This window comes from Rhodococcus sp. Leaf247 (genome assembly GCF_001426185.1).
In the GTDB taxonomy this organism is placed as follows: Bacteria; Actinomycetota; Actinomycetes; order Mycobacteriales; family Mycobacteriaceae; genus Rhodococcoides.
The window spans coordinates 482203-501882 of record NZ_LMRP01000004.1 but is presented as its reverse complement, the minus strand read 5'-3'; the positions used below and the strand labels follow the sequence as shown (position 1 = coordinate 501882).

Below are 19680 nucleotides of genomic sequence, written 5' to 3'. Positions count from 1 at the left end.
CCGCTATGTGCTGGGCACCATCTTGCTACGCCCGGGCCGGATCGGTGCGGTCGGACTCACAAATTCGAGAGCGATCACCCGGGCGTGACGACGCCGCTCTCGTACGCCACGACGACGGCCTGCGCTCGATCCCGCAGACCGAGTTTGCCCAGAACCTTGCTGACGTGGGTCTTGACGGTCTGTTCGGCGAGGACGAGTCGCGCGGCGATCTCGGCATTCGACAGACCGCCCGCGACAAGCTCGAGAACCTCGACTTCACGCGGCGTCAACGACGCGACGAGGTCGACGCGCGCGTCCCGTCGCGGGCGTCGCCGCGTGACGTCCTGGATGAGTCGTCTGGTCACCGACGGAGCCAGTAGTGCGTCGCCGGCCGCGACGACTCGGACCGCACGCACCAGCTCGTCGGCGGGAGCGTCCTTCAACAGGAATCCACTGGCACCCGCGCGGAGGGCTTCGTAGACGTAGTCGTCCAGATCGAAGGTGGTGAGCATGAGGACACGGATCGGCGGATCTCCGCCCGCCCGGAGAATGGCGGCCGCAGCGTCCAACCCGTTCATCACCGGCATGCGTACGTCCATCAACACGACGTCGGGACGCAGACGGGCCGCCTCCTCGACCGCCTCGCGACCGTTCGCGGCAGCACCGACCACACTGATGTCCGATTGCGCGTGCAGCAGTGCGCCGAACCCGTCGCGCACCATCGCCTGATCGTCGGCCACCAGCACCGTGATGGTCATGCCGGCATGCCCGACACGGCGGTCGGAACGGCGTCGACGGAGCCTCCACGTCCCGCGGGATCCGTCGCGATGCTCGCCCGGACGACGTAGCGCCCGTCCGGCTGATGTGCCGCGGAGAACGTTCCTCCGACCGCATGGACGCGGTCCCGCATACCGTCGAGTCCGTGCCCACCGGACGTCGATACCGTTTCGGCGGCAACATCGTTGACGACGACGATGTCGATCCGGTCGGATCCGATCGCGATGTCGGCTCGCACCGACGAGCCCGGCGCGTGCCGAGCCGCGTTCGCGAGAGATTCCTGCACCACCCGGTACATGACCAACCCGACCGTGTCGCTCACCGCACTCGGGTCACCGTCGACGTTCCAGTCCAGATCGACGCCCGCACGACGCGTGCCCTCGAACATCGCCTGCAGATCGCCGGCCCCCGGGGCGGGTGCCGTGACAGCCACGCCGTCCGGACCCGCCGCAGCATCGTTGCGCAACACTCCGAGCACCCCGCGGATCTCGTTGAGTGCCGCCCGCGCCGTCGCTCCGATGGCATCGAACTCCGCCGCGGCGGCTGGCGAGACGTCCGGAATGCGATACGGCGCAGTCTGTGCCGCGACGACGACCATCGACATGGTGTGGGCGACGACGTCGTGGAGGTCGCGGGCGATGCGCGCCTTCTCCTCGAGGATCGCGCGGCGAGCGCGTTCGGTCTCACCGATCTCCTCGGCCTCTGCCAAGGCGCGTCGCGACGTCCGGAGTCGGCGCACCAACAGCGCGGCAGTGGTGACGGCGAGAACGCCGAACGTCCACCCGATACCGTCCTGTCCGGGCATCTGGGCGAGACACAGCAGCGCGGACGCCACGGACGCGACCACGACGGACGACATCGACGCGCGGACTCCGACCGCGAACAGCAGAAGTCCGAGCACCATCAGGTGCACCACCTGCCAGGGGTAGGTCCACCCGTCGAGGCGAGTGATCACCACTCCGATCGTCGACGCGCCCACGGCCGACAGCGTCCACCCGACGACGGGCAGACGGCGCTGCAGCAGCAGAGGTGCGGTCGCCGCGGCCGCGACGACCGGTTGCCACGGCGGCGACACCTGATGCGTCAGATGGAGAGTCGGCCATGCGACGGCGAACAGGATCGCCGTGACGGCGATCGTGGCGACGTCGTCGAGCCTGCCCGCACCGAACCGGACGACCAGACGTGTCACCGGGTTGCGGACCGGTCGTACTGCTGTCATGGACGAAGAATAGAAGTTCGGGCCCGTGTACGGAATCGGTCCCGGGTAGCCCCCGGCCCCCTACTCCGGTAGGGGGTGGCCGCGCCGAACGGAACTCGGGTCCTGCGGCGGAACGGCTCGCTCGGGTGACGCCCGGGTCGACACGGCGTTCCTAGCGTCCTGTCCATGCCGATGTCACTCCGCAGAACCGCCACCGCGCTTGCTGCCTCCCTGTCGACCGCGTCCGCGATCGTCGTGCTCGCCGCCGCACCCGTCGCGTCCGCCACCGCGGCCGCGGCCGTTCCGGACACCCCGATGGCGAGGACCCTCGACGATGCACTGCACGACAGGGAGTCCCCCGATCTGGCCGCCGCCGTCGGGTACGAGCCGGTCGTCCTCGACGGAATGCTCACGTCACCACGCGGTTCCTGTTCGTCGCCGATCCCCCTGCCCGCCGAATTCGAGACGCCCTGCGCGGCTCACGATCTCGGCTACGACATTCTGCGAGCAGCGGCCACGACAGGCCGGCCACTGCCGTCGTCCGCCCGCCAGGACATCGACCGGACACTGTTCGACAGGATGTCCTCCGCGTGCCGCGCACGACCGTCCATCGTCGACCGAGCGCAGTGCGACGTCATGGCGTTCGCAGCACACGCTGCCGTGCAGGGTAATTCGTGGCGCCAGTCGTACGGACCGCCCGTGGTCGAGAATCCGACCCGGCTGCTCGCGGCACTGGCTGCAGCGGTCCTCGCGGCGCTTCTCGTCGCGGCCGGAGGAGGACGATGAGCGTGCGCGTGCCCACGACGCTGCAGTCGATCGGTCTCGCGGTTGCGGCGTCCATGTCACTGTGGCCGGGATCCCTTCCGCGCGGGCCGCTCGCCCAGGCAGTGCTGACCACGGTGTGTGTCGTCCTGGCTCTCGTCGCCGTGCGCCTGGTCGGCACACGCCGAGACCCGCGGCGTTCTCCCGTCGTCGCCGGTGCCGCTACCTGCGTCATCGCCGCGTGCGTGATTCGTGAACATCTGTGGCAGAACATTGTTCGCGGCGCCATGGATGTACCGCGCATTCCCCTGCACTAATGGCCGACGGTCCTCGTGCTCGTCGTCGCCGCGAGCGCCGTCGTCCTTCAGGTGCCGAGGGTTCTTCGTCGCGCATCGACCACGCCGATCCGGGTGATGTCGGTGGCAGTCGTCGCCGTGGGAGTCCTCCTGTCGTTCACTGGGCCGTCGACGGCCACCGACTCGGTCGGCGGTGTCACCGCGGCTCGGTCCGGATCGGCAGTCTCGCTGATTCCGTGGTCGACCCTCGACAAGCACGGGCAGCGGGTGGTGACAGGAGGCGCGACACCCGACACCATTCGCGTGTATGCGGGTCTGCACTCCGGCCCCGACCCCCGCAGCCGCGCCGACCTGGCCGTCGACGAATTGGACCGAGTCGGAGCCTTCGACCGCGACGTCCTGGTGGTGGCGGTGCCGACCGGATCGGGATGGGTCGACGAGGCGGCCCTGTCGGAGGTGGATGCGCGACTGGGCAGACGCGCTGCCACCGTGAGTGTGCAGTACTCGGACTCACCGAGCTGGCTGGCCTACCTGACCGAGCGAGACCGCGCACTCGACGCGACGTCCACTCTGCTCACGGCGATCACCGACCGACTCTCGCATCGCCCGATCGATCAGCGCCCCGACGTCGTCGTCTACGGGCAGAGTCTCGGTGCGTGGGCAGCACGCGCGGCTCTCGACGCGGCGCCGCCGCACGTCCGATCCGCGGTGTGCGGCACGGTCTCCGTCGGCCCACCCCCGTCGAGGAGTCCCGGGCCGAGCCCGGTGCCGGACACTGTCGTGTCCAACGCCTCGGATCCGGTTCCTACCTGGTCACCGTCGACGATCGTCGATCCGCCGAGACGGGACAGCCGCGTACGCACCGATTCCCCTGTGCCACCGTGGTTTCCGGTGTTGTCCTTCGCATCCGCGACTGCAGACCTGATCCTGGCGACCGGCGCCCCTGCCGGGCACGGACACCGGTACGGGCCCGAGCAGGGAGCGGCGATCGTCGATCAGACGGCGGACGGGTGCGGGAACTCGCCGCGGGCCGCCTCGTAGGCGGCACCGACGCGGTAGAGCCTGTCGTCCGCCATGGCCGGAGCCATGATCTGCAGTCCGACGGGCAGACCGTCCGCGAGACCCGACGGCACCGACATCGCGGGATGCCCCGCGAGGTTGGTGGGGAGGGTGCACAGGTCGTACAGGTACATCGCGATGGGATCGTCGACCTTCTCGCCCAGCGCGAACGCCGTCGACGGGGTGGTCGGCGAGACCAGCACATCCACCTTCTCGTAGGCCCGGTCGAAATCCCGAGCGATGAGCGTGCGGATCTTGAGCGCCTGGCCGTAATACGCGTCGTAGTAACCGGCCGACAGCGCATAGGTGCCGATCATGATGCGGCGCTTGACTTCCGCACCGAATCCGGCGGCACGGGACATCGCCATCACCTGGTCCGCGCTGCGCGTCCCGTCGTCGCCGACACGCAATCCGTACCGCATCGCGTCGAAACGCGCGAGGTTGGACGACACCTCCGACGGGAGGATCAGGTAGTAGGCCGCGAGCGCGTGCTCGAAGCTGGGGCACGAGACCTCGACGACCTCGGCCCCCAACGACGTCAGCACCTCGACAGCCGCGTCGAACGACGAGATGACCCCGGGCTGATAGGCATCGGAGTGCAATTCCTTGACGACGCCGACGCGGACACCCGTCAGATCGCCGCCCGCTCCGCGCAGAGCGGCCTCGACGACATCCGGCACTGCAGCGTCGACCGACGTCGAGTCACGGGGGTCGTGGCCGGCGATGACCTGATGCAGGAGCGCCGTGTCGAGGACGGTACGGCCGCACGGGCCGCCCTGGTCCAGCGACGAGGCGCACGCGATCAGACCGAAGCGGGAGACACCGCCGTACGTGGGCTTGCACCCGACGGTGCCGGTCACGGCGGCAGGCTGACGGATCGAGCCGCCGGTGTCCGTGCCGATGGCCAACGGTGCCTGGAACGACGCGAGGGCCGCAGCGGAACCGCCGCCCGATCCGCCGGGAACGCGGGTGGTGTCCCACGGGTTCAGCGTGGGGCCGTACGCACTGTTCTCGGTGGACGAACCCATGGCGAACTCGTCCAAGTTCGTCTTGCCCAGCAACGGAATTCCCGCTGCGCGCAGACGTGCGGTCACCGTGGCGTCGTACGGCGAGACCCAGCCTTCGAGCATCTTCGAGCCCGCGGTGGTCGGCATGTCGGTCGTGGTGAAGACATCCTTGAGCGCCAACGGCACACCGGCGAGAGGAGACGCGGGAGCGTCTCCGGCGTCGAGGCTGACATCCACGGCCTCGGCCGCGGCGAGCGCCTCGTCGCCGGCGACGTGCAGGAACGCGTGCAGCGTGCCGTCGACCTCGGCGATGCGATCGAGGTGCGCACGAGTGACCTCGACGGCGGACACCTCACGGGTGCGGATCTTGGCAGCGAGGTCTGCGGCCGTGCTGCGGACGAGGTCGGTCATCCTTCTTCTCCCAGGATGCGCGGTACGGCGAAACGGCTCTGTTCGGAGGCGGGTGCCTCGGCGAGCGCGCTCTCCGGCTGCAGGCCAGGGACGATGACGTCAGGCCTGGTGACGTTGGTCACAGCCAACGGGCTGGCCGTCGCATCGACGTCCGTGACGTCGACCTCGGAGACCGCCTTCACGTGGTCGAGAATGGCGTCGAGCTGGCCGGCGAAGGCATCGAGCTCGTCGTCACCGAGTGCGAGGCGGGACAGTCGGGCGAGGTGAGCGACCTCGTCGCGGGATATGGCAGACACGTCCGTCAGGCCCCCTTAGTTTCGTAACGCATGGCACGAAGCCTAGTTCGTGGCGCGATACCGGCAGCGACGGCCTCGTCGGCGCTGCCCGTGTGAGTCGATAGTGGTGGCGACCAGTGCAAGGATGACCGCGTGTCCTATCTGTTGAGAGTCCAACTGCCCGATCGACCGGGCAGTCTCGGCGCGTTGGCCGTCGCGCTGGGATCGGTCGGGGCCGACATTCTCTCGCTCGACGTCATCGAACGTGGCGCCGGATTCGCCGTCGACGACCTGGTCGTCGATGTCGCGCAGGGCGCTCTTCCGGACACTCTCATCACCGCGGCCGAAAAGCTCGCCGACGTGCGTGTCGACTCCATCCGGCCGTACTCCGGCATCCTCGACACTCACCGAGAACTCGAACTGATCGATCGAGTCGCCACGGCGCACGACGACAGGTTCCAGGTCCTGGTCGACGGTGCACCGCGTGTTCTCCGTGTCGGCTGGAGCACGGTGGTGGGCATGACGGATCAGGGTCCGGCGATCATCGTCGGCAGTTCCGGGGCGCCGGAGTCGCGCCCCGCCGACATGCCGTGGATGCCGCTGACCAAGCCGGCAGTACTCGACGCCGAGGGCGATTGGGTGCCGAAGTCCTGGAAGGACATGGACACCACCCTCGCCGCCGCACCACTGGGCAGTTCGGGCGCCGTTCTGGTGCTCGGACGCCCCGGCGGTCCCGACTTCCGTCCTTCGGAGATCGCTCGACTGGGCTACCTAGCCGGAATCGTCGCTACCGTCCTCGCCTGACGCACCGTCGGCGGACTCGACCGTGGCTCGCGCCGCATCCGGGCCGTCGGCCAGCAGCACCCTGAATCCGTCCTCGTCGAGAACGGGGACCCCCAGCTCGAGTGCCTTGTCGTGCTTCGAACCGGGTGCCTCGCCGACGACGACGAACGCCGTCTTCTTCGACACCGACGACGCAGCTTTTCCCCCGCGGGCGAGGATAGCCTCCTTCGCGTCGTCGCGCGTGAAGGTGGCCAGCGACCCGGTCACGACGATGGACATACCGTCCAACGTCCGCTCGATGCTCTCGTCGCGCTCGTCCTCCATGCGTACGCCCGCGGCCGACCACTTTTCGACGATCGCGCGGTGCCAGTCGACGTCGAACCACTCGACGACGGCGCGAGCGATGGTGGGACCCACTCCGTCCGCCGCAGCCAGTTCCTCTTCCGAGGCGGCCCTGATCGCGTCGAGGCTGCCGAACCGCGCCGCCAGCGCGCGGGCGGCCGTCGGACCGACATGGCGGATCGACAGGCCCACCAGGACGCGCCACAGCGGCTGGTCCTTGGCGCGTCCGAGGTTGTCCAACAGCCGACGGCCGTTCGCGGACAGCGCGCCCGCCTTGGTGCGGAAGAGTTCGGTGCGGGTGAGCTGCTCCTGTGTGAGATCGAACAGGTCGCCCTCGTCCTCGATCACCGACGCCGACAGCAGCGCCGTGGCTGCCTCGTACCCCAGCACCTCGATGTCGAACGCGCCGCGACCGGCGACGTGGAACACACGCTCCCGCAACTGCGCGGGGCACGACCGCGAGTTGGGGCAGCGGATGTCCGCATCACCCTCCTTGGCGGGAGCCAACTCGGTGCCGCACTCGGGGCAGTGTGTCGGCATGACGAACGCGCGCTCGTCACCGGTCCGCGCGTCCACCACGGGACCGAGCACTTCCGGAATCACTTCTCCGGCTTTACGAATGACGACGGTGTCCCCGATCAGAACACCCTTCCGGACGACCTCGGACGCGTTGTGCAGAGTTGCCAGCGACACGGTCGACCCGGCGACGAGGACGGGCTCCATGAAGGCGAACGGAGTCACGCGGCCGGTTCGGCCGACGTTGACCCGGATGTCGAGAAGTGTCGTCGTCGCTTCCTCGGGCGGGTACTTGAACGCGATGGCCCACCGGGGAGCACGGGACGTCGCGCCGAGCCGGCGATGGAGCGACATCTCGTCGACCTTGACCACGAGACCGTCGATCTCGTGTTCCACCGCGTGCCGGTGCTCACCCCAATACTCCATCCGCTCGACGACGGCGTCCACGCCCTGCACCAGCACGGTGTGGGTGGACACCGGCAGACCCCATGCGGCGAGCGCGTCGTACGCCACCGACTGTGCCGGTGGATCGAAGCCTTCCATCCGGCCGAAGCCGTGGCAGATCATGCCCAGACGCCGACGCGAGGTCACGGCGGGATTCTTCTGCCGCAGCGACCCGGCAGCGGAGTTGCGCGGATTGGCGAACGGCGGTTTGCCCTGTTCCACCAAGGACGCGTTGAGCGCCTGGAAGTCCTCGAGGCGGAAGAACACCTCGCCCCTCACCTCCAGCAGTGTGGGAACCGGGAACTCCTCGGTCGCGGTGAGGCGCTCAGGTATGTCGTCGATGGTGCGGGCGTTCAGCGTGACGTCCTCACCGGTACGACCGTCGCCGCGGGTCGCGGCACGGACGAGGCGTCCGTTCTCGTAGATCAGATTCAGAGCGACGCCGTCGATCTTGACCTCGCAGAGGTAGTGCAGGTTCTCGCCCGCCTCCACCTCGACGCGGCGGACCCAGGCACGTAGCTCGTCCGCGTCGAACACGTTGTCCAGAGACAACATTCGTTCGAGATGGTCGACCGCGGTGAAGTCGGTCTCGAAGCCACCGCCGACCAGTTGCGTCGGCGAATCCGGCGTCCGCAGGTCGGGGTGTTCCTCCTCCATGGCCTGCAGACGCTTCAACAGGTCGTCGAACTGACCGTCGGAGATGACCGGCGCATCGCGGACGTAGTACCGGAACTGGTGCCCGCGGACCTCCTCGGCGAGCTCGTCCCATTGCTGCTTCTGCTCCGCCGTCGCGGGGGTGAGCTCCTGAGGTGTCTCGACGTCGTCCACGTCCGCAGACTATCCGAGGGTGCCGACACCGAAACGTGCCCGCAGGACGCGCAACGCCGACGTCTACAGCGAGTCCGGGTCCTCCGAGAAGGCGGCTCGGACGTCCCGGAGAACGGTCAGAGCATGGCGGGCCCACGGCATCGACGCGCCTGCCAGACCGCACGCGGGAGCGAGAGACACCCGCTCCGCGAGGTAGCGGCGCGGGAAGCCGAGCCGGTCGATCAAGTCCACTGCCGGCGCGGCACTCTCGCGCCACCCGGGGAACGTCACCGGGTCCGTCCCCGGCACGACACCGAGAACAGGGACGCCACCGCTCTCGATGAAATCCCCGACGGCGTCGTACCGTGACGACTCGAGGAGCGACAGGTCGAAGGCGACGCCGTGCACACCGCTACGGGTGAACACCTCGAAGGGGACGTCGGCGGAGCAGGTGTGCACGATCACGGGGCGACCCACCCTGGTCACCACCGCACCGAGAAGGGTGGCGACGTCGGGAGCCGATACCGGGGCGATCTGCTCGATGCTGGTGACCCCCTGCAACCGACCGCCGAGTACGGCGGCGATGCGGGGCTCGTCGAGCTGCACGACGACGGAGACGCCCAGCCGACGCTCGACCTCGGCAGCATGTGCCGCCACACCCTCGGCCAGGGACTCCGTGATGTCCCGGAGCGCTCCCCGGTCCGTCAGCACCCTGTGCCCGTGCGAGAGCTCCACGTCGGCGGCCATCGTGAACGGTCCGGCAGCCTGCACTTTGACGGTGCGTCCGCTGCCGCGGAGACCGGCGAGTTCCCACTGTTCCTCGAGGACGTCGAGATCCTCGGCGAGGAAGTCGCGTGCACGCCGACCGGTACCGCTGGGACGGGCGCTCACCCGGTAGCCGCTGGTGGCGGCGTCGAGTTCGATGTCGACCAACAGGACACCGGTCCGGCCGATCATGTCCGCGCCCAGTCCGCGCGCAGGCAGTTCCACGACGTGGGGAAGATCGGGCAGCTCACCGATGACGGTGGTCACCGAATTCGCGATGTCCGTTCCCGGCCACGAGCCGAGGCCCGTCGCCAGTCCGGCGACCCGTGCGGCGACATCGGCTCCCGGGCCGTCCTCGGAACGGCTCACGCGGTCTGCGGAGACCGTGCGGAGGTACCGGCGATGGTGCCACTGCCGATGACCTCGTCGCCGGCAGCATCCGGGCGGTACAGCACCGCGGCCTGTCCACGTGCGACACCAGTCAGTGGGGTGCGGAGGTCGATGTGGAGGACGTCACCCTCGACCCGTGCCACGGCGTCGGCCATCCCGCCGTGCGCCCGTACCTGCACGACGCAGTCGAACGATCCGTCCGGCACCGTTCCGGACGTCCAGACCGGACGAGTCGCGTCGATCGCATGGACGTCGAGGCGGTCGGCCGAACCCACACGCACCGTCCCGGTCTCGGGTTCGATGGACGTGACGTACCGCGGCTTGCCGTCGGCGGCCGGTCCCTCGACACCGAGGCCCTTGCGCTGACCGACGGTGAAACCGTGAACACCGTCGTGCTCGGCCAGGACGGCGCCGGAGTCGGCATCGACGACCGCGCCCGGACGGATACCGATGCGGGCCCCCAGGAAGGCCCGCGTGTCACCGGACGGGATGAAGCAGATGTCGTGACTGTCGGGCTTGTCGGCGACGGCCAGACCGCGCCGAGCGGCCTCGTCGCGCACCTCGGCCTTCGGGGTGTCTCCGATGGGGAACATGGCCCGCGACAGCTGGCGCGAGGTCAGGACCCCGAGGACGTAACTCTGGTCCTTGTCGGCGTCGACCGCGCGACGCAGCACGCCGTCCTCGAGTCGGGCGTAGTGGCCGGTCGCCACCGCGTCGAAACCGAGCGCTTCCGCACGGTCGGCAAGGGCTGCGAACTTGATCTTCTCGTTGCACCGCAGGCACGGATTGGGGGTCTCGCCCGCCGCGTAGGACGCGACGAAGTCGTCGATCACGTCCTCCTTGAAGCGGTCCGCGAAATCCCAGACGTAGAACGGGATCCCGAGAACGTCGGCGGCACGCCGCGCATCGCCGGCATCCTCCTTGGAGCAGCAACCACGTGATCCGGTGCGCAGTGCGCCGGGGGCGGTGGACAGCGCGAGATGCACGCCCACCACGTCGTGCCCCGCGTCCACGGCTCGCGCCGCCGCGACGGCAGAATCGACTCCGCCACTCATGGCAGCAAGAACTCGCATGTCTTCTTTCCTTCTATCTCGAGGTGGACGCCATGCCGGCGGCGTGTGCGCGTTCGACGACGCGCGGCAGTGCCTCCAGCAGTGCATCGACGTCGGCGTCGGTGCTGGTGTGGCCGAGGGAGAATCGCAGGGATCCCCGTGCGTCGTCCGGATCGACTCCCATGGCGAGCAGGACGTGACTCGCACGCGCGACGCCTGCCGTGCAGGCAGACCCCGTCGAGCACTCGATGCCCGACGCGTCGAGAAGCATCAGCAACGAGTCACCCTCGCACCCGGGGAAGGTGACGTGCACGTTGCCCGGAAGACGGTCGGCGCCGCGGGCACCGTTGACCGTCGCGCTGGGGACGGCCTCGACGATGCCGTCGATCATCCGGTCCCGCAGCGCGGCCAGCCGGATCTCGGTGTCGGCGCGGGACGAGACGGCGACGTCGAGCGCGGCGGCCATGCCGACCGCTCCGGCCGTGTCCGGCGTTCCGGAGCGCACGTCGCGCTCCTGTCCCCCACCGTGCAACAAGGACTCGCACGGCACGGACCGGCCGAGCAGCAGCACACCCACACCGTGGGGTCCACCGAACTTGTGGGCGGCGATGGACAACGCCGACAGCCCGCTGGCCGCGAAGTCGACGTCCCGCACCCCGACCACCTGCACGGCGTCACTGTGCATCGGAATGCTGAACTCCGCCGACACGGCAGCGAGTTCGGCGATCGGCATGACAGTGCCGACCTCGTTGTTGGCCCACATGATCGACACCACCGCGACCTCGTCGGCGTGGAGTTCGAGTTCGCGCCGCAACGTGGACGGAGCCACGCGACCCTCGGAGTCGACGGGCAGCCACGTGACGACGGCACCCTCGTGCCGTTCGAGCCACTCCACCGCGTCGAGGACCGCATGGTGCTCGACCGCGCTGGTGATGACGCGCACACGCCGGGGATCGTTCGCACGACGAGCCCAGAAGATGCCCTTGACGGCGAGGTTGTCGCTCTCCGTACCCCCGGAGGTGAAGATGACTTCGGACGGTCGCGCACCCAGACCCGCGGCGATGGACTCGCGCGATTCCTCGATGCGGCGACGAGCCTGGCGACCCGACCCGTGCAAGGACGACGCGTTCCCGACGGTGCGGAACACGTCGGTCATCGCCTCGACGGCCGCGTCCACCATGGGAGTGGTCGCAGCATGATCGAGGTACACCGGCTCCGCCGGCACGCGTATGGGCTGGGGCATGACGGTGTCCAGGATAACCGGTCCGGCCGGTGGTCCACCGCGCCCCGCGGGAACGCGTCCTCGGCAGAGAGTCAGCTCACCCGACCGGACTCGCGACAGCGGCTTCGAGCCGACCCGTGGTCCGAGAATTCGAGTCGACGGTGCGCAGCGGTGGGACGGTCAGGACGTCCGCCTGTCGACGGACCGCCAGCTCGGCACAGCGGGCCAGCAGTCGTCGATCGTTCATCGGGGCGATGTCCTCGCAGATGCGAACCTCGGCGCGGAGGCCTTTCAGCCTCAGAATCCGCGCCATCGAGTCACCGATGCCCTCGTCTCCGACGAAGGCCGTCGCCGTCGTCGGCGAACCGTCGCCGTCGCGATAGGAGATGCCGACGGGACGCACCACGGCGCCCGCGTCGACAGCCGCCTGGAAGAGAGCGGGACGGAACGAGCCGTAGGCCGTGCCGCACCAGGTCGTGCCTTCGGGGAAGACGACGACGGTGGCTCCACCGCGCAGCGCGTCGGTCACGTCACCGACCGTTGCGGGAAGTGTGCGCAGTCGTTCCCGCGCGATGGGCACGACGCGGACGATGCGCGCCAGGATCCCCAGTACCGGCCAGTCGACCAGGTCGGCGCGCGCCACGAATCGGCACGGGAAGCACGCGGCGAGCACCAGCACGTCGGTCCAGGACATGTGGTTCGCGACCACGAGCGTGCCTGTCGACGTCGAGGATCCGGGCTCGGGCGCGCCGTGCACCGACACACCTATCCCGAGGGCACCCAGCAGGCCGCGTGCCCCGGATCGGGCCACCGCTCGGCGCCCGGCGGTGGGCAGCAGTCGTCCGGCAGCCAGCACGGGAACCAGGAGGAGGATCACCGCGACGAGAACGCAGCGCAGCACGACCCGGACGGTGCCGACGGTGGCCGACCGAGCCGGATGACACCCCGTGCCGCACGGGCTGTGCGGCATCCAGGCGTGCGTCGTCACGAACGCGACTCCGCCGTCTCCGCGGCCGACCGCAGGCGGTCGAGGTAGCGGACGTTGGCGTCCTTCATGTGCAGGAGTGCGACGAAGTCGGCGACACCGAAGTCTGCGTCGTGAGCGGGGTCTCCGCAGATGGACGCGCCCATGCGCAGGTATCCGCGCAGCAGCGCCGGAACCGATGTCCTGGACGGGGCGGCGATGTCGGCGAGATCCACCCCGTCGACTCGGACGGGTGTGCGCGGATAGGCGCGGACGTCGGAACGGTGACGCTTCTCGACCAGATCGTGCACACCCTTGACGTGCGCCCCGACAGGTTCGCCGTCTCCGATGCTCATGGGTACGGACACGCAGCCCATGACGCGGTCGTACCCGCCCAGATCGATGTACTTCAGGATGCCCGACCACATGAGGGCGAGTACCGATCCGGACCGATGGCCGTCCAGCACGCAGGCCCGGCCCATCTCGACAGTGCGCAGTTCGTGGGCTCGCAGCTCACTGATGTCGAACTCGGTGGCGGTGTAGTACCCGCCCGCTTGCTCGGCGCCGTCGGGAGTGAGCATGCGGTAGCAACCGACGATGTCGCCGCTGCGGTTGTCGACGACCAGGAGGTGATCGCAGTGGGCGTCGAAGCGGTCCGCGTCGAGATCGTTCTCGAAGGAGGCGGATCGGAAGCCGTCCTCACCGCGGAAGACGGTCGCGCGCAGTCGTTGTGCCGCGAGTACGTGCTGCGGTGTGGATCCGAGGATCAGGGAGTGATGCTTGTCGGCGACGAGCACCTGTTCGTGCTCGAGAGTGGAGTACGAGGTCATGACCGAAGGTGTCATGCGACATGTGTAGCGAGCCGATACGACGTCGCCCACAACGTCACATGACCGGAAGGTGCACGAACGGAAAAGGCCCCGCTACTCCGACGACTGTCGGGGTAACGGGACCTTTCGGTGATGTCCGGGTGTCAGCCCTTGCGCTTCTTCACTGCCTCGGCGAGCTGAGGCGTGACCGCGAAGAGATCACCGACGACGCCGAAGTCGGCGATCTCGAAGATCGGCGCTTCCTCGTCCTTGTTGACGGCGACGATGGTCTTCGACGTCTGCATGCCGGCGCGGTGCTGGATGGCGCCGGAGATGCCGAGTGCGACGTACAGCTGCGGGGAAACGGTCTTGCCCGTCTGACCCACCTGGAACTGTCCGGGGTAGTACCCGGAGTCGACGGCTGCGCGCGAGGCGCCGACAGCGGCACCCAGCGAGTCGGCCAGATCCTCGACGACGGAGAACTTGTCGGCGCTGCCGACGCCACGTCCACCGGACACGACGACCGATGCCTCGGTGAGCTCGGGACGGTCGCCACCGGCGACCGGCTCACGCGACGTCACCTTGACGACGGCGTCTTCCTGGGCGGGAACCTCGACGTCGACACGTTCTCCGGCGCCTGCCTGCGGTTCGGCCTCGATGGCGCCGGGGCGCAGCGAGATGACCGGAACGTCGCCGTTGGTCTTCGCCTCGACGGTGAACGCTCCACCGAAGATCGAGTAGGTGGCGGACTTGTCGGCGTTGATCGCGACGACGTCCTGGTGCAGTCCGGCGCCGAGACGCGCGGCCAGACGACCGGCGACCTCTTTGCCCTCGATGCCGCCGGACGTGAGGATCGCGGCGGGCGAGACGGACTCCGCCAGCGACGACAGCACGTCGACCTTCGGCGTGACCAGGAAGCCGTCGACGTCCGCGGACTCGGCGACGTAGATCTTCGCGGCGCCGGCCTCGGTCAGTGCGGCGGCGATCGCGTCGGTGGTGCCGGGCGCACCGGTGACGACTGCGGACGGCTCACCGAGGACGCGAGCCGCGGTGATCAGTTCGCTGGTGACCTTCTTCAATGCCCCGTCGGCGTGCTCGACGAGTACGAGTACCTCTGCCATGGTGCTTCTCCCTGAGATGCTTCGTGCGGAAAGGATGTATGCCGGTGACGGGGATCTAGATGATCTTCTGTGCGACCAGGTACTCGGCGACCTTGGTGCCGCCGTCTCCCTCGTCGTTGACGCGCTCACCGGCGGTCTTCGGGGGCTTGGGGGTGACCGTCGTGACCGTGGTGCCGGCGTTGGCGACGCCGACCGTCTCCGGGTCCACGCCGATGTCGGCCAGGGTCAGGACCTGCACCGTCTTCTTCTTGGCGGCCATGATGCCCTTGAAGGACGGGAAGCGCGGCTCGTTGATCTTCTCGGTGACGCTCACGATGGCCGGCAGTTCCGCCTCGAGGCCGAACACACCCTCGTCGGTCTCGCGCTCTCCACTGACCTTGCCGTCCGCGACGACGAGCTTGCGCAGCTGCGTGAGCTGCGGGATGCCCAGGTACTCGGCGATGATCGCGGGAACGGCGCCGATACGGCCGTCCGTCGCCTCGTTGCCGGCGATGACCAGGTCGGCCGCCTCGCCGTTCTCGAACTCCACCTGGCCGAGTGCGGCTGCGAGAGCCCACGCGGTCTGGATGGCGTCGGAACCGTGCATGGCGGGGTCGTTGACGTGCACTGCGCTGTCCGCGCCCATGGAGAGGGCCTTGCGGATGGCTTCGGTGGCGCGGTCGGGACCGGCGGAGAGGACCTTGACCTCGCCTCCGTCACGCTCCTTGATGAGGAGTGCTTCCTCGACGGCCCGCTCGTTGATCTCGTCGAGCACGGCGTCGGCCGCGTCGCGGTCGAGCGTGTAGTCGCCGTCGGAGAGCTTGCGCTCGGACCACGTGTCGGGAACCTGCTTGATCAGAACGACGATGTTCGTCATGGTCTTCGTCTTCCTCCTGTGTACCGGTGTCGGTGAATCAGGTCATGCGCTGTCGTGCTTGTCGTGCAGTTCGTGCTTGTCGTGAATTCGTAGCGCGGACCCGAAGCGGACCTCGGGTCCGTCGTGTCGTGGACGTTACCCCATTCGTGGTTACTGATGGGTAACTTACTCCTTCCGCGCGGGAAAAGCACCCCCCGTCAGCACGTCCTTCGCCGATCGGGTGTCGCGCACGCCGGCCGCGGACCGATTTCCCGGCCGCCCCCGGCGGGAACTACTCTCGCCCGGATGAGCGACGCTACCCGGGCAGCACTCCCCCTCACCGGTGAACGCACGGTCCCCGGCATCGACGAGGAGAACTACTGGTTCCGTCGCCACGAGGTCGTCTACCGGCACTTCGCCCCGTCCTGCTCCGGCGAGGTCGTGCTCGAGGCCGGTTCCGGCGAGGGCTACGGCGCCGCGATGATCGCGGAGTCGGCGACGCAGGTGATCGGACTCGACTACGACCGCAGCGCGGCCGAGCACGTGGACCGGCGCTACCCGTCCGTCGCCATGACGCGGGGCAACCTCGCGTCCCTTCCACTGCGGACCGGCAGCGTCGACGCCGTGGTGAACTTCCAGGTGATCGAGCACCTGTGGGACCAGGCGCAGTTCCTCCGCGAGTGCTTCCGAGTGCTCGTACCGGGTGGCCGACTCCTGATCTCCACCCCGAACCGCATCACCTTCTCCCCCGGCCGCGACACGCCGCTCAACCCGTTCCACACTCGCGAGTTGAACGACCGGGAACTCCGAGAGTTGTTGCACTACGCCGGGTTCGACATCGACGCGGTCACCGGTGTGCATCACGGCGCGCGGCTTCGCGAGCTCGACCGGGCACACGGCGGGTCCTTCATCGACGCGCAGATCGAGCGCGCCCTCGCTGGGGAACCCTGGCCGGACGCGCTCGTGCGGGACGTCGCCGGGATCACCTCGGACGACTTCGACCTGCGGGCCGAGGACATCGACGACAGCCTCGATCTCGTCGCCGTCGCACGGAAGCCGTCAGGCACGACTGCGTGACCGGATCAGGCACGACCGAACCGGGCATGTTCGCCCTCGTGCTGCATTCCCACCTGCCGTGGCTCGCGCACCAGGGACGCTGGCCGGTCGGCGAGGAATGGCTGTACCAGTCCTGGGCCGACTCCTATCTGCCCGTCGTCCGCGAACTCCGGACCCTGGCCGACGAGGGACGGACCGAGTTGCTGACGCTCGGGGTAACCCCCGTACTCGCCGCACAGCTCGACGACTCGCACAGCCTCGACGGAATGCACCACTGGCTGGGCAACTGGCAGCTCAGAGCCGACGAGGCCGCGGCGTCCCGTGACCCCGACCGCCGCGCGCTGGGGCACCGAGAGCACCGGCGCGCCGCGGACGCACTCCGCGACTTCGAGACCCACTGGCGTCACGGTGGATCACCACTGCTGCGCGGACTCGCCGACGACGGCGCGGTCGAACTGCTCGGCGGCCCGTCGATGCATCCGTTCCAGCCACTCCTCGACCCACGTCTGCGCACCTTCGCCCTGCGCGAGGGACGGGCGGACGCGGTACGTCGGTGGGGCCGGGCAACCGACGGCATCTGGGCGCCCGAATGCGCCTTCACCTCCGGTATGGAGAACGACTACGCACGCGCAGGAGTCGGGCACTTCATGGTCGACGGCCCGGCGCTGCACGGTGATACGTCCGCGGGACGGCCGGTCGGCACCTCGGACGTCGTCGCCTTCGGCCGGGACCTGTCGGTCAGCTACCGGGTGTGGTCGCCGAAGTCCGGCTACCCGGGTCACGCCGCCTACCGGGACTTCCACACCTACGACCACGCGACCGGACTCAAGCCGGCGCGCGTCACGGGACGCCACGTCGACGGTCCGGACAAGGCTCCCTACGACCCCGCCCTGGCCGCCGCGGCCGTGCGCGGACACGTCGACGATTTCGTCGACGTCGTCCGTGATCGACTGCGCTCCGAGCGCGATCGCACCGGTGCACCGGCGCTCGTCGTCGCCGCATTCGACACGGAACTGTTCGGGCACTGGTGGCACGAGGGTCCCGCGTGGCTGGCCGGGGTGCTGCGCGCACTTCCCGAGGCGGGAATCCGCATCGGGACATTGAATCGGGCACGCCGGGACGGCTTCGTCGGAACACCGGTGGAACTCCCCGATACCTCCTGGGGGTCGGGGAAGGACTGGCGCGTCTGGGCCGGCGAACCCGTGCACGACCTCGTCGACCTCAACGCCGAGGTCACCGCGACGGCACTCGCCGCAGTGGATGCCGGCGGCGGCACGGGTCTGCGCGACCGCGTCGCCGATCAGATCCTGCGCGAGACGATGCTGACGCTCTCGAGCGACTGGGCATTCATGGTGAGCAAGGATTCGGCCGCGCACTACGCGCGGGAACGGGCGCACAAGCACGCTCATGCGGTCCGGGAGATCGCCGAGGCCAGGATCCGCGGGCACCACGACCGCGCGGCTGCTCTTGCGTCGGGGTGGAACCAGGCGGACGATCTGTTTCCTGACCTCGATGCGCGTCGACTGCGAGCCTCGAATACCGGCAGCGGGAAGGCATCGGCATGAAGGTCCTGATGGTGTCGTGGGAGTACCCACCCGTCGTCGTGGGCGGACTGGGCAGGCACGTCCATCACCTGGCCACCGAACTCGCCGCCGTCGGCCACGAGGTCGTGGTCCTCTCCCGCCGACCCACCGGAACGGATGCCGCCACGCACCCCACCGTCGGGCATGTCGCCGAGGGTGTCCTGGTCGTCGCGGTCGCGGAGGATCCCGCGCACTTCACGTTCGGCGTCGACATGATCGAGTGGACGTTGGCCATGGGTCACGCCATGGTCCGTGCCGGACTCGCCCTGTCCAAGCCGGGAATCGGCGACGGTTGGGTTCCCGACGTCGTGCACGCGCACGACTGGCTGGTGGCCCACCCTGCGATCGCGCTGGCCGAGTTCTACGACGTGCCCCTGGTGTCGACGATCCACGCGACCGAGGCGGGGCGACACAGCGGCTGGGTATCCGGTCGCGTGAACCGTCAGGTCCATTCGATCGAATGGTGGCTCGCGCGCGACTCCGACGCCGTCATCACCTGTTCCGCTTCGATGGCGGACGAGGTCACTCGACTCTTCGGTCCACTCCCCTCGCCGCCGCACGTCATCCGCAACGGGATCGACACGCGCACATGGTCGTTCGAGCCGCGGACTCGGCGGGTCGGTGCGCCGTCACTCCTCTACGTCGGACGGTTGGAATACGAGAAGGGCGTGCAGGACCTCATCGCCGCGCTTCCCCGTATCCGCCGGACGCACCCGGGTACGACGCTGACCGTCGTCGGCGACGGGACCCAGGTGGACTGGCTGATCGATCTCGCACGCATCCACCGCGTCCGCCGCTCGGTCACCTTCGTCGGCTCACTGGAACACGAGGGCGTACTGGGCCACCTGCACCGGGCCGACGCGCTGGTGCTTCCCAGCCGCTACGAGCCGTTCGGCATCATCGCCCTCGAGGGTGCCGCGGCGGGGACCCCTCTCGTCGCGTCGACCTCGGGAGGGCTCGGCGAGGCGGTGGTGGACGGCGTCACCGGAATGTCGTTCCCGCCAGGCGATCCCGCCGCCCTGGCCGCCGCGGTGCGACGCACCCTGGACGATCCGGTCGGTACCCGCCGACGCAGTGAGGCCGCCAGGGCTCGGCTGACGTCGGACTTCGACTGGAAGAGCGTCGCCGCCGAGACCGAGGCGGTCTACACCGACGCGAAACGTCGTGTGCGGTTCCCGTCCGGCCGGCCGGACATCGTGGAACGTCCGCTACCCGAACGCGACTGAG

Annotated in this window: 19 protein-coding genes; 7 read left to right on the top strand and 12 right to left on the bottom strand. The window is 69.0% G+C overall.

The window, feature by feature from the left end; genetic code table 11:
- Positions 1-74: 74 nt before the first annotated feature.
- Both ASG64_RS20355 and ASG64_RS20350 read right to left on the bottom strand, forming a co-directional pair.
- A complete protein-coding gene (locus ASG64_RS20355; protein WP_056075965.1) occupies positions 75-737 on the bottom strand; it encodes a response regulator in 663 nt (220 codons plus the stop codon).
- A complete protein-coding gene (locus ASG64_RS20350; protein ID WP_082518532.1) occupies positions 734-1975 on the bottom strand; it encodes a sensor histidine kinase in 1242 nt (413 codons plus the stop codon). The genes ASG64_RS20355 and ASG64_RS20350 overlap by 4 nt, the downstream gene beginning before the upstream one ends.
- 165 nt (positions 1976-2140) lie before the next feature.
- Here ASG64_RS20350 and ASG64_RS20345 point away from each other — a divergent pair, with 165 nt between their 5' ends.
- The 3 genes from ASG64_RS20345 to ASG64_RS20335 all read left to right on the top strand — a co-directional run bounded on the left by ASG64_RS20345 (position 2141) and on the right by ASG64_RS20335 (position 4053).
- On the top strand, positions 2141-2740 hold the full coding sequence (locus ASG64_RS20345; protein WP_056075963.1) for a hypothetical protein: 600 nt from the start codon (positions 2141-2143) through the stop codon (positions 2738-2740).
- Entirely contained in the window at positions 2737-3033 is a 297-nt protein-coding gene (locus tag ASG64_RS20340; RefSeq protein ID WP_156388432.1) for a hypothetical protein, read from the top strand. The genes ASG64_RS20345 and ASG64_RS20340 overlap by 4 nt, the downstream gene beginning before the upstream one ends.
- A 102-nt stretch (positions 3034-3135) precedes the next feature.
- A complete protein-coding gene (locus tag ASG64_RS20335) occupies positions 3136-4053 on the top strand; it encodes an alpha/beta-hydrolase family protein (protein WP_162245521.1) in 918 nt (305 codons plus the stop codon).
- Here the strand turns inward: ASG64_RS20335 and gatA are convergent.
- Both gatA and gatC read right to left on the bottom strand, forming a co-directional pair.
- Positions 4008-5489 carry an Asp-tRNA(Asn)/Glu-tRNA(Gln) amidotransferase subunit GatA gene (gene gatA, locus ASG64_RS20330; RefSeq protein ID WP_056075954.1) on the bottom strand — a complete coding sequence of 494 codons (1482 nt, stop codon included), beginning with the start codon at positions 5487-5489 and terminating at the stop codon, positions 4008-4010. The two genes, ASG64_RS20335 and gatA, sit on opposite strands and share 46 nt — an antisense overlap.
- Complete coding sequence (gene gatC / locus ASG64_RS20325; RefSeq protein WP_042576494.1) at positions 5486-5785, bottom strand: Asp-tRNA(Asn)/Glu-tRNA(Gln) amidotransferase subunit GatC; 300 nt, start codon at positions 5783-5785, stop codon at positions 5486-5488. The genes gatA and gatC overlap by 4 nt, the downstream gene beginning before the upstream one ends.
- A 132-nt stretch (positions 5786-5917) precedes the next feature.
- On the opposite strand from gatC, the gene ASG64_RS20320 reads away from it, so the two are divergent.
- A complete protein-coding gene (locus ASG64_RS20320) occupies positions 5918-6568 on the top strand; it encodes an ACT domain-containing protein (RefSeq protein WP_042576493.1) in 651 nt (216 codons plus the stop codon).
- Here the strand turns inward: ASG64_RS20320 and ligA are convergent.
- From ligA to ASG64_RS20280, 8 genes are all read right to left on the bottom strand, one after another.
- The gene (gene ligA / locus ASG64_RS20315) at positions 6536-8677 is read right to left on the bottom strand and encodes an NAD-dependent DNA ligase LigA (protein ID WP_056075951.1); all 2142 of its coding nucleotides are present in this window, start codon (positions 8675-8677) and stop codon (positions 6536-6538) included. The two genes, ASG64_RS20320 and ligA, sit on opposite strands and share 33 nt — an antisense overlap.
- Before the next feature lie 63 nt (positions 8678-8740).
- Positions 8741-9790: a methionine synthase gene (locus ASG64_RS20310; protein WP_056075948.1), complete on the bottom strand. Its 1050-nt coding sequence runs from the start codon at positions 9788-9790 to the stop codon at positions 8741-8743.
- A complete protein-coding gene (gene mnmA, locus ASG64_RS20305; RefSeq protein WP_056075945.1) occupies positions 9787-10884 on the bottom strand; it encodes a tRNA 2-thiouridine(34) synthase MnmA in 1098 nt (365 codons plus the stop codon). Before mnmA ends, ASG64_RS20310 begins: the two co-directional genes overlap by 4 nt.
- 13 nt (positions 10885-10897) lie before the next feature.
- A complete protein-coding gene (locus ASG64_RS20300; RefSeq protein WP_056075942.1) occupies positions 10898-12106 on the bottom strand; it encodes a cysteine desulfurase family protein in 1209 nt (402 codons plus the stop codon).
- Between the two features lie 76 nt (positions 12107-12182).
- Positions 12183-13073, bottom strand: coding sequence for a lysophospholipid acyltransferase family protein (locus ASG64_RS20295; RefSeq protein ID WP_156388431.1), 891 nt, complete (start codon positions 13071-13073; stop codon positions 12183-12185).
- Positions 13070-13879, bottom strand: a complete 810-nt coding sequence (locus ASG64_RS20290) for a GNAT family N-acetyltransferase (protein ID WP_042576488.1) — start codon at positions 13877-13879, stop codon at positions 13070-13072. The genes ASG64_RS20295 and ASG64_RS20290 overlap by 4 nt, the downstream gene beginning before the upstream one ends.
- Before the next feature lie 143 nt (positions 13880-14022).
- The gene (locus ASG64_RS20285; RefSeq protein ID WP_042576487.1) at positions 14023-14979 is read right to left on the bottom strand and encodes an electron transfer flavoprotein subunit alpha/FixB family protein; all 957 of its coding nucleotides are present in this window, start codon (positions 14977-14979) and stop codon (positions 14023-14025) included.
- A gap of 55 nt (positions 14980-15034) precedes the next feature.
- Complete coding sequence (locus tag ASG64_RS20280) at positions 15035-15835, bottom strand: electron transfer flavoprotein subunit beta/FixA family protein (protein WP_042576486.1); 801 nt, start codon at positions 15833-15835, stop codon at positions 15035-15037.
- Between the two features lie 285 nt (positions 15836-16120).
- Here ASG64_RS20280 and ASG64_RS20275 point away from each other — a divergent pair, with 285 nt between their 5' ends.
- The 3 genes from ASG64_RS20275 to ASG64_RS20265 are packed head-to-tail and all read left to right on the top strand — an operon-like array spanning position 16121 to position 19679.
- Positions 16121-16891: a class I SAM-dependent methyltransferase gene (locus ASG64_RS20275; protein WP_056075939.1), complete on the top strand. Its 771-nt coding sequence runs from the start codon at positions 16121-16123 to the stop codon at positions 16889-16891.
- A gap of 26 nt (positions 16892-16917) precedes the next feature.
- The gene (locus tag ASG64_RS20270; RefSeq protein ID WP_056076382.1) at positions 16918-18435 is read left to right on the top strand and encodes a 1,4-alpha-glucan branching protein domain-containing protein; all 1518 of its coding nucleotides are present in this window, start codon (positions 16918-16920) and stop codon (positions 18433-18435) included.
- The gene (locus ASG64_RS20265; RefSeq protein WP_056075935.1) at positions 18432-19679 is read left to right on the top strand and encodes a glycosyltransferase family 4 protein; all 1248 of its coding nucleotides are present in this window, start codon (positions 18432-18434) and stop codon (positions 19677-19679) included. The genes ASG64_RS20270 and ASG64_RS20265 overlap by 4 nt, the downstream gene beginning before the upstream one ends.
- The last annotated feature ends 1 nt before the right edge of the window (position 19680 follow it).

Bases quoted from the DNA above. Each gene is read 5' to 3' on its own strand.
- ASG64_RS20355 (WP_056075965.1), bottom strand. From the start codon at position 737: ATGACCATCACGGTGCTGGTGGCCGACGATCAGGCGATGGTGCGCGAC.
- ASG64_RS20340 (WP_156388432.1), top strand. From the start codon at position 2,737: ATGAGCGTGCGCGTGCCCACGACGCTGCAGTCGATCGGTCTCGCGGTT.
- gatA (WP_056075954.1), bottom strand. From the start codon at position 5,489: ATGACCGACCTCGTCCGCAGCACGGCCGCAGACCTCGCTGCCAAGATC.
- ASG64_RS20265 (WP_056075935.1), top strand. From the start codon at position 18,432: ATGAAGGTCCTGATGGTGTCGTGGGAGTACCCACCCGTCGTCGTGGGC.
- ASG64_RS20280 (WP_042576486.1), bottom strand. From the start codon at position 15,835: ATGACGAACATCGTCGTTCTGATCAAGCAGGTTCCCGACACGTGGTCC.
- ASG64_RS20300 (WP_056075942.1), bottom strand. From the start codon at position 12,106: ATGCCCCAGCCCATACGCGTGCCGGCGGAGCCGGTGTACCTCGATCAT.
- ASG64_RS20345 (WP_056075963.1), top strand. From the start codon at position 2,141: ATGCCGATGTCACTCCGCAGAACCGCCACCGCGCTTGCTGCCTCCCTG.
- ASG64_RS20350 (WP_082518532.1), bottom strand. From the start codon at position 1,975: ATGACAGCAGTACGACCGGTCCGCAACCCGGTGACACGTCTGGTCGTC.
- ASG64_RS20290 (WP_042576488.1), bottom strand. From the start codon at position 13,879: ATGACCTCGTACTCCACTCTCGAGCACGAACAGGTGCTCGTCGCCGAC.
- ASG64_RS20275 (WP_056075939.1), top strand. From the start codon at position 16,121: ATGAGCGACGCTACCCGGGCAGCACTCCCCCTCACCGGTGAACGCACG.
- ASG64_RS20285 (WP_042576487.1), bottom strand. From the start codon at position 14,979: ATGGCAGAGGTACTCGTACTCGTCGAGCACGCCGACGGGGCATTGAAG.
- mnmA (WP_056075945.1), bottom strand. From the start codon at position 10,884: ATGCGAGTTCTTGCTGCCATGAGTGGCGGAGTCGATTCTGCCGTCGCG.
- ASG64_RS20270 (WP_056076382.1), top strand. From the start codon at position 16,918: ATGTTCGCCCTCGTGCTGCATTCCCACCTGCCGTGGCTCGCGCACCAG.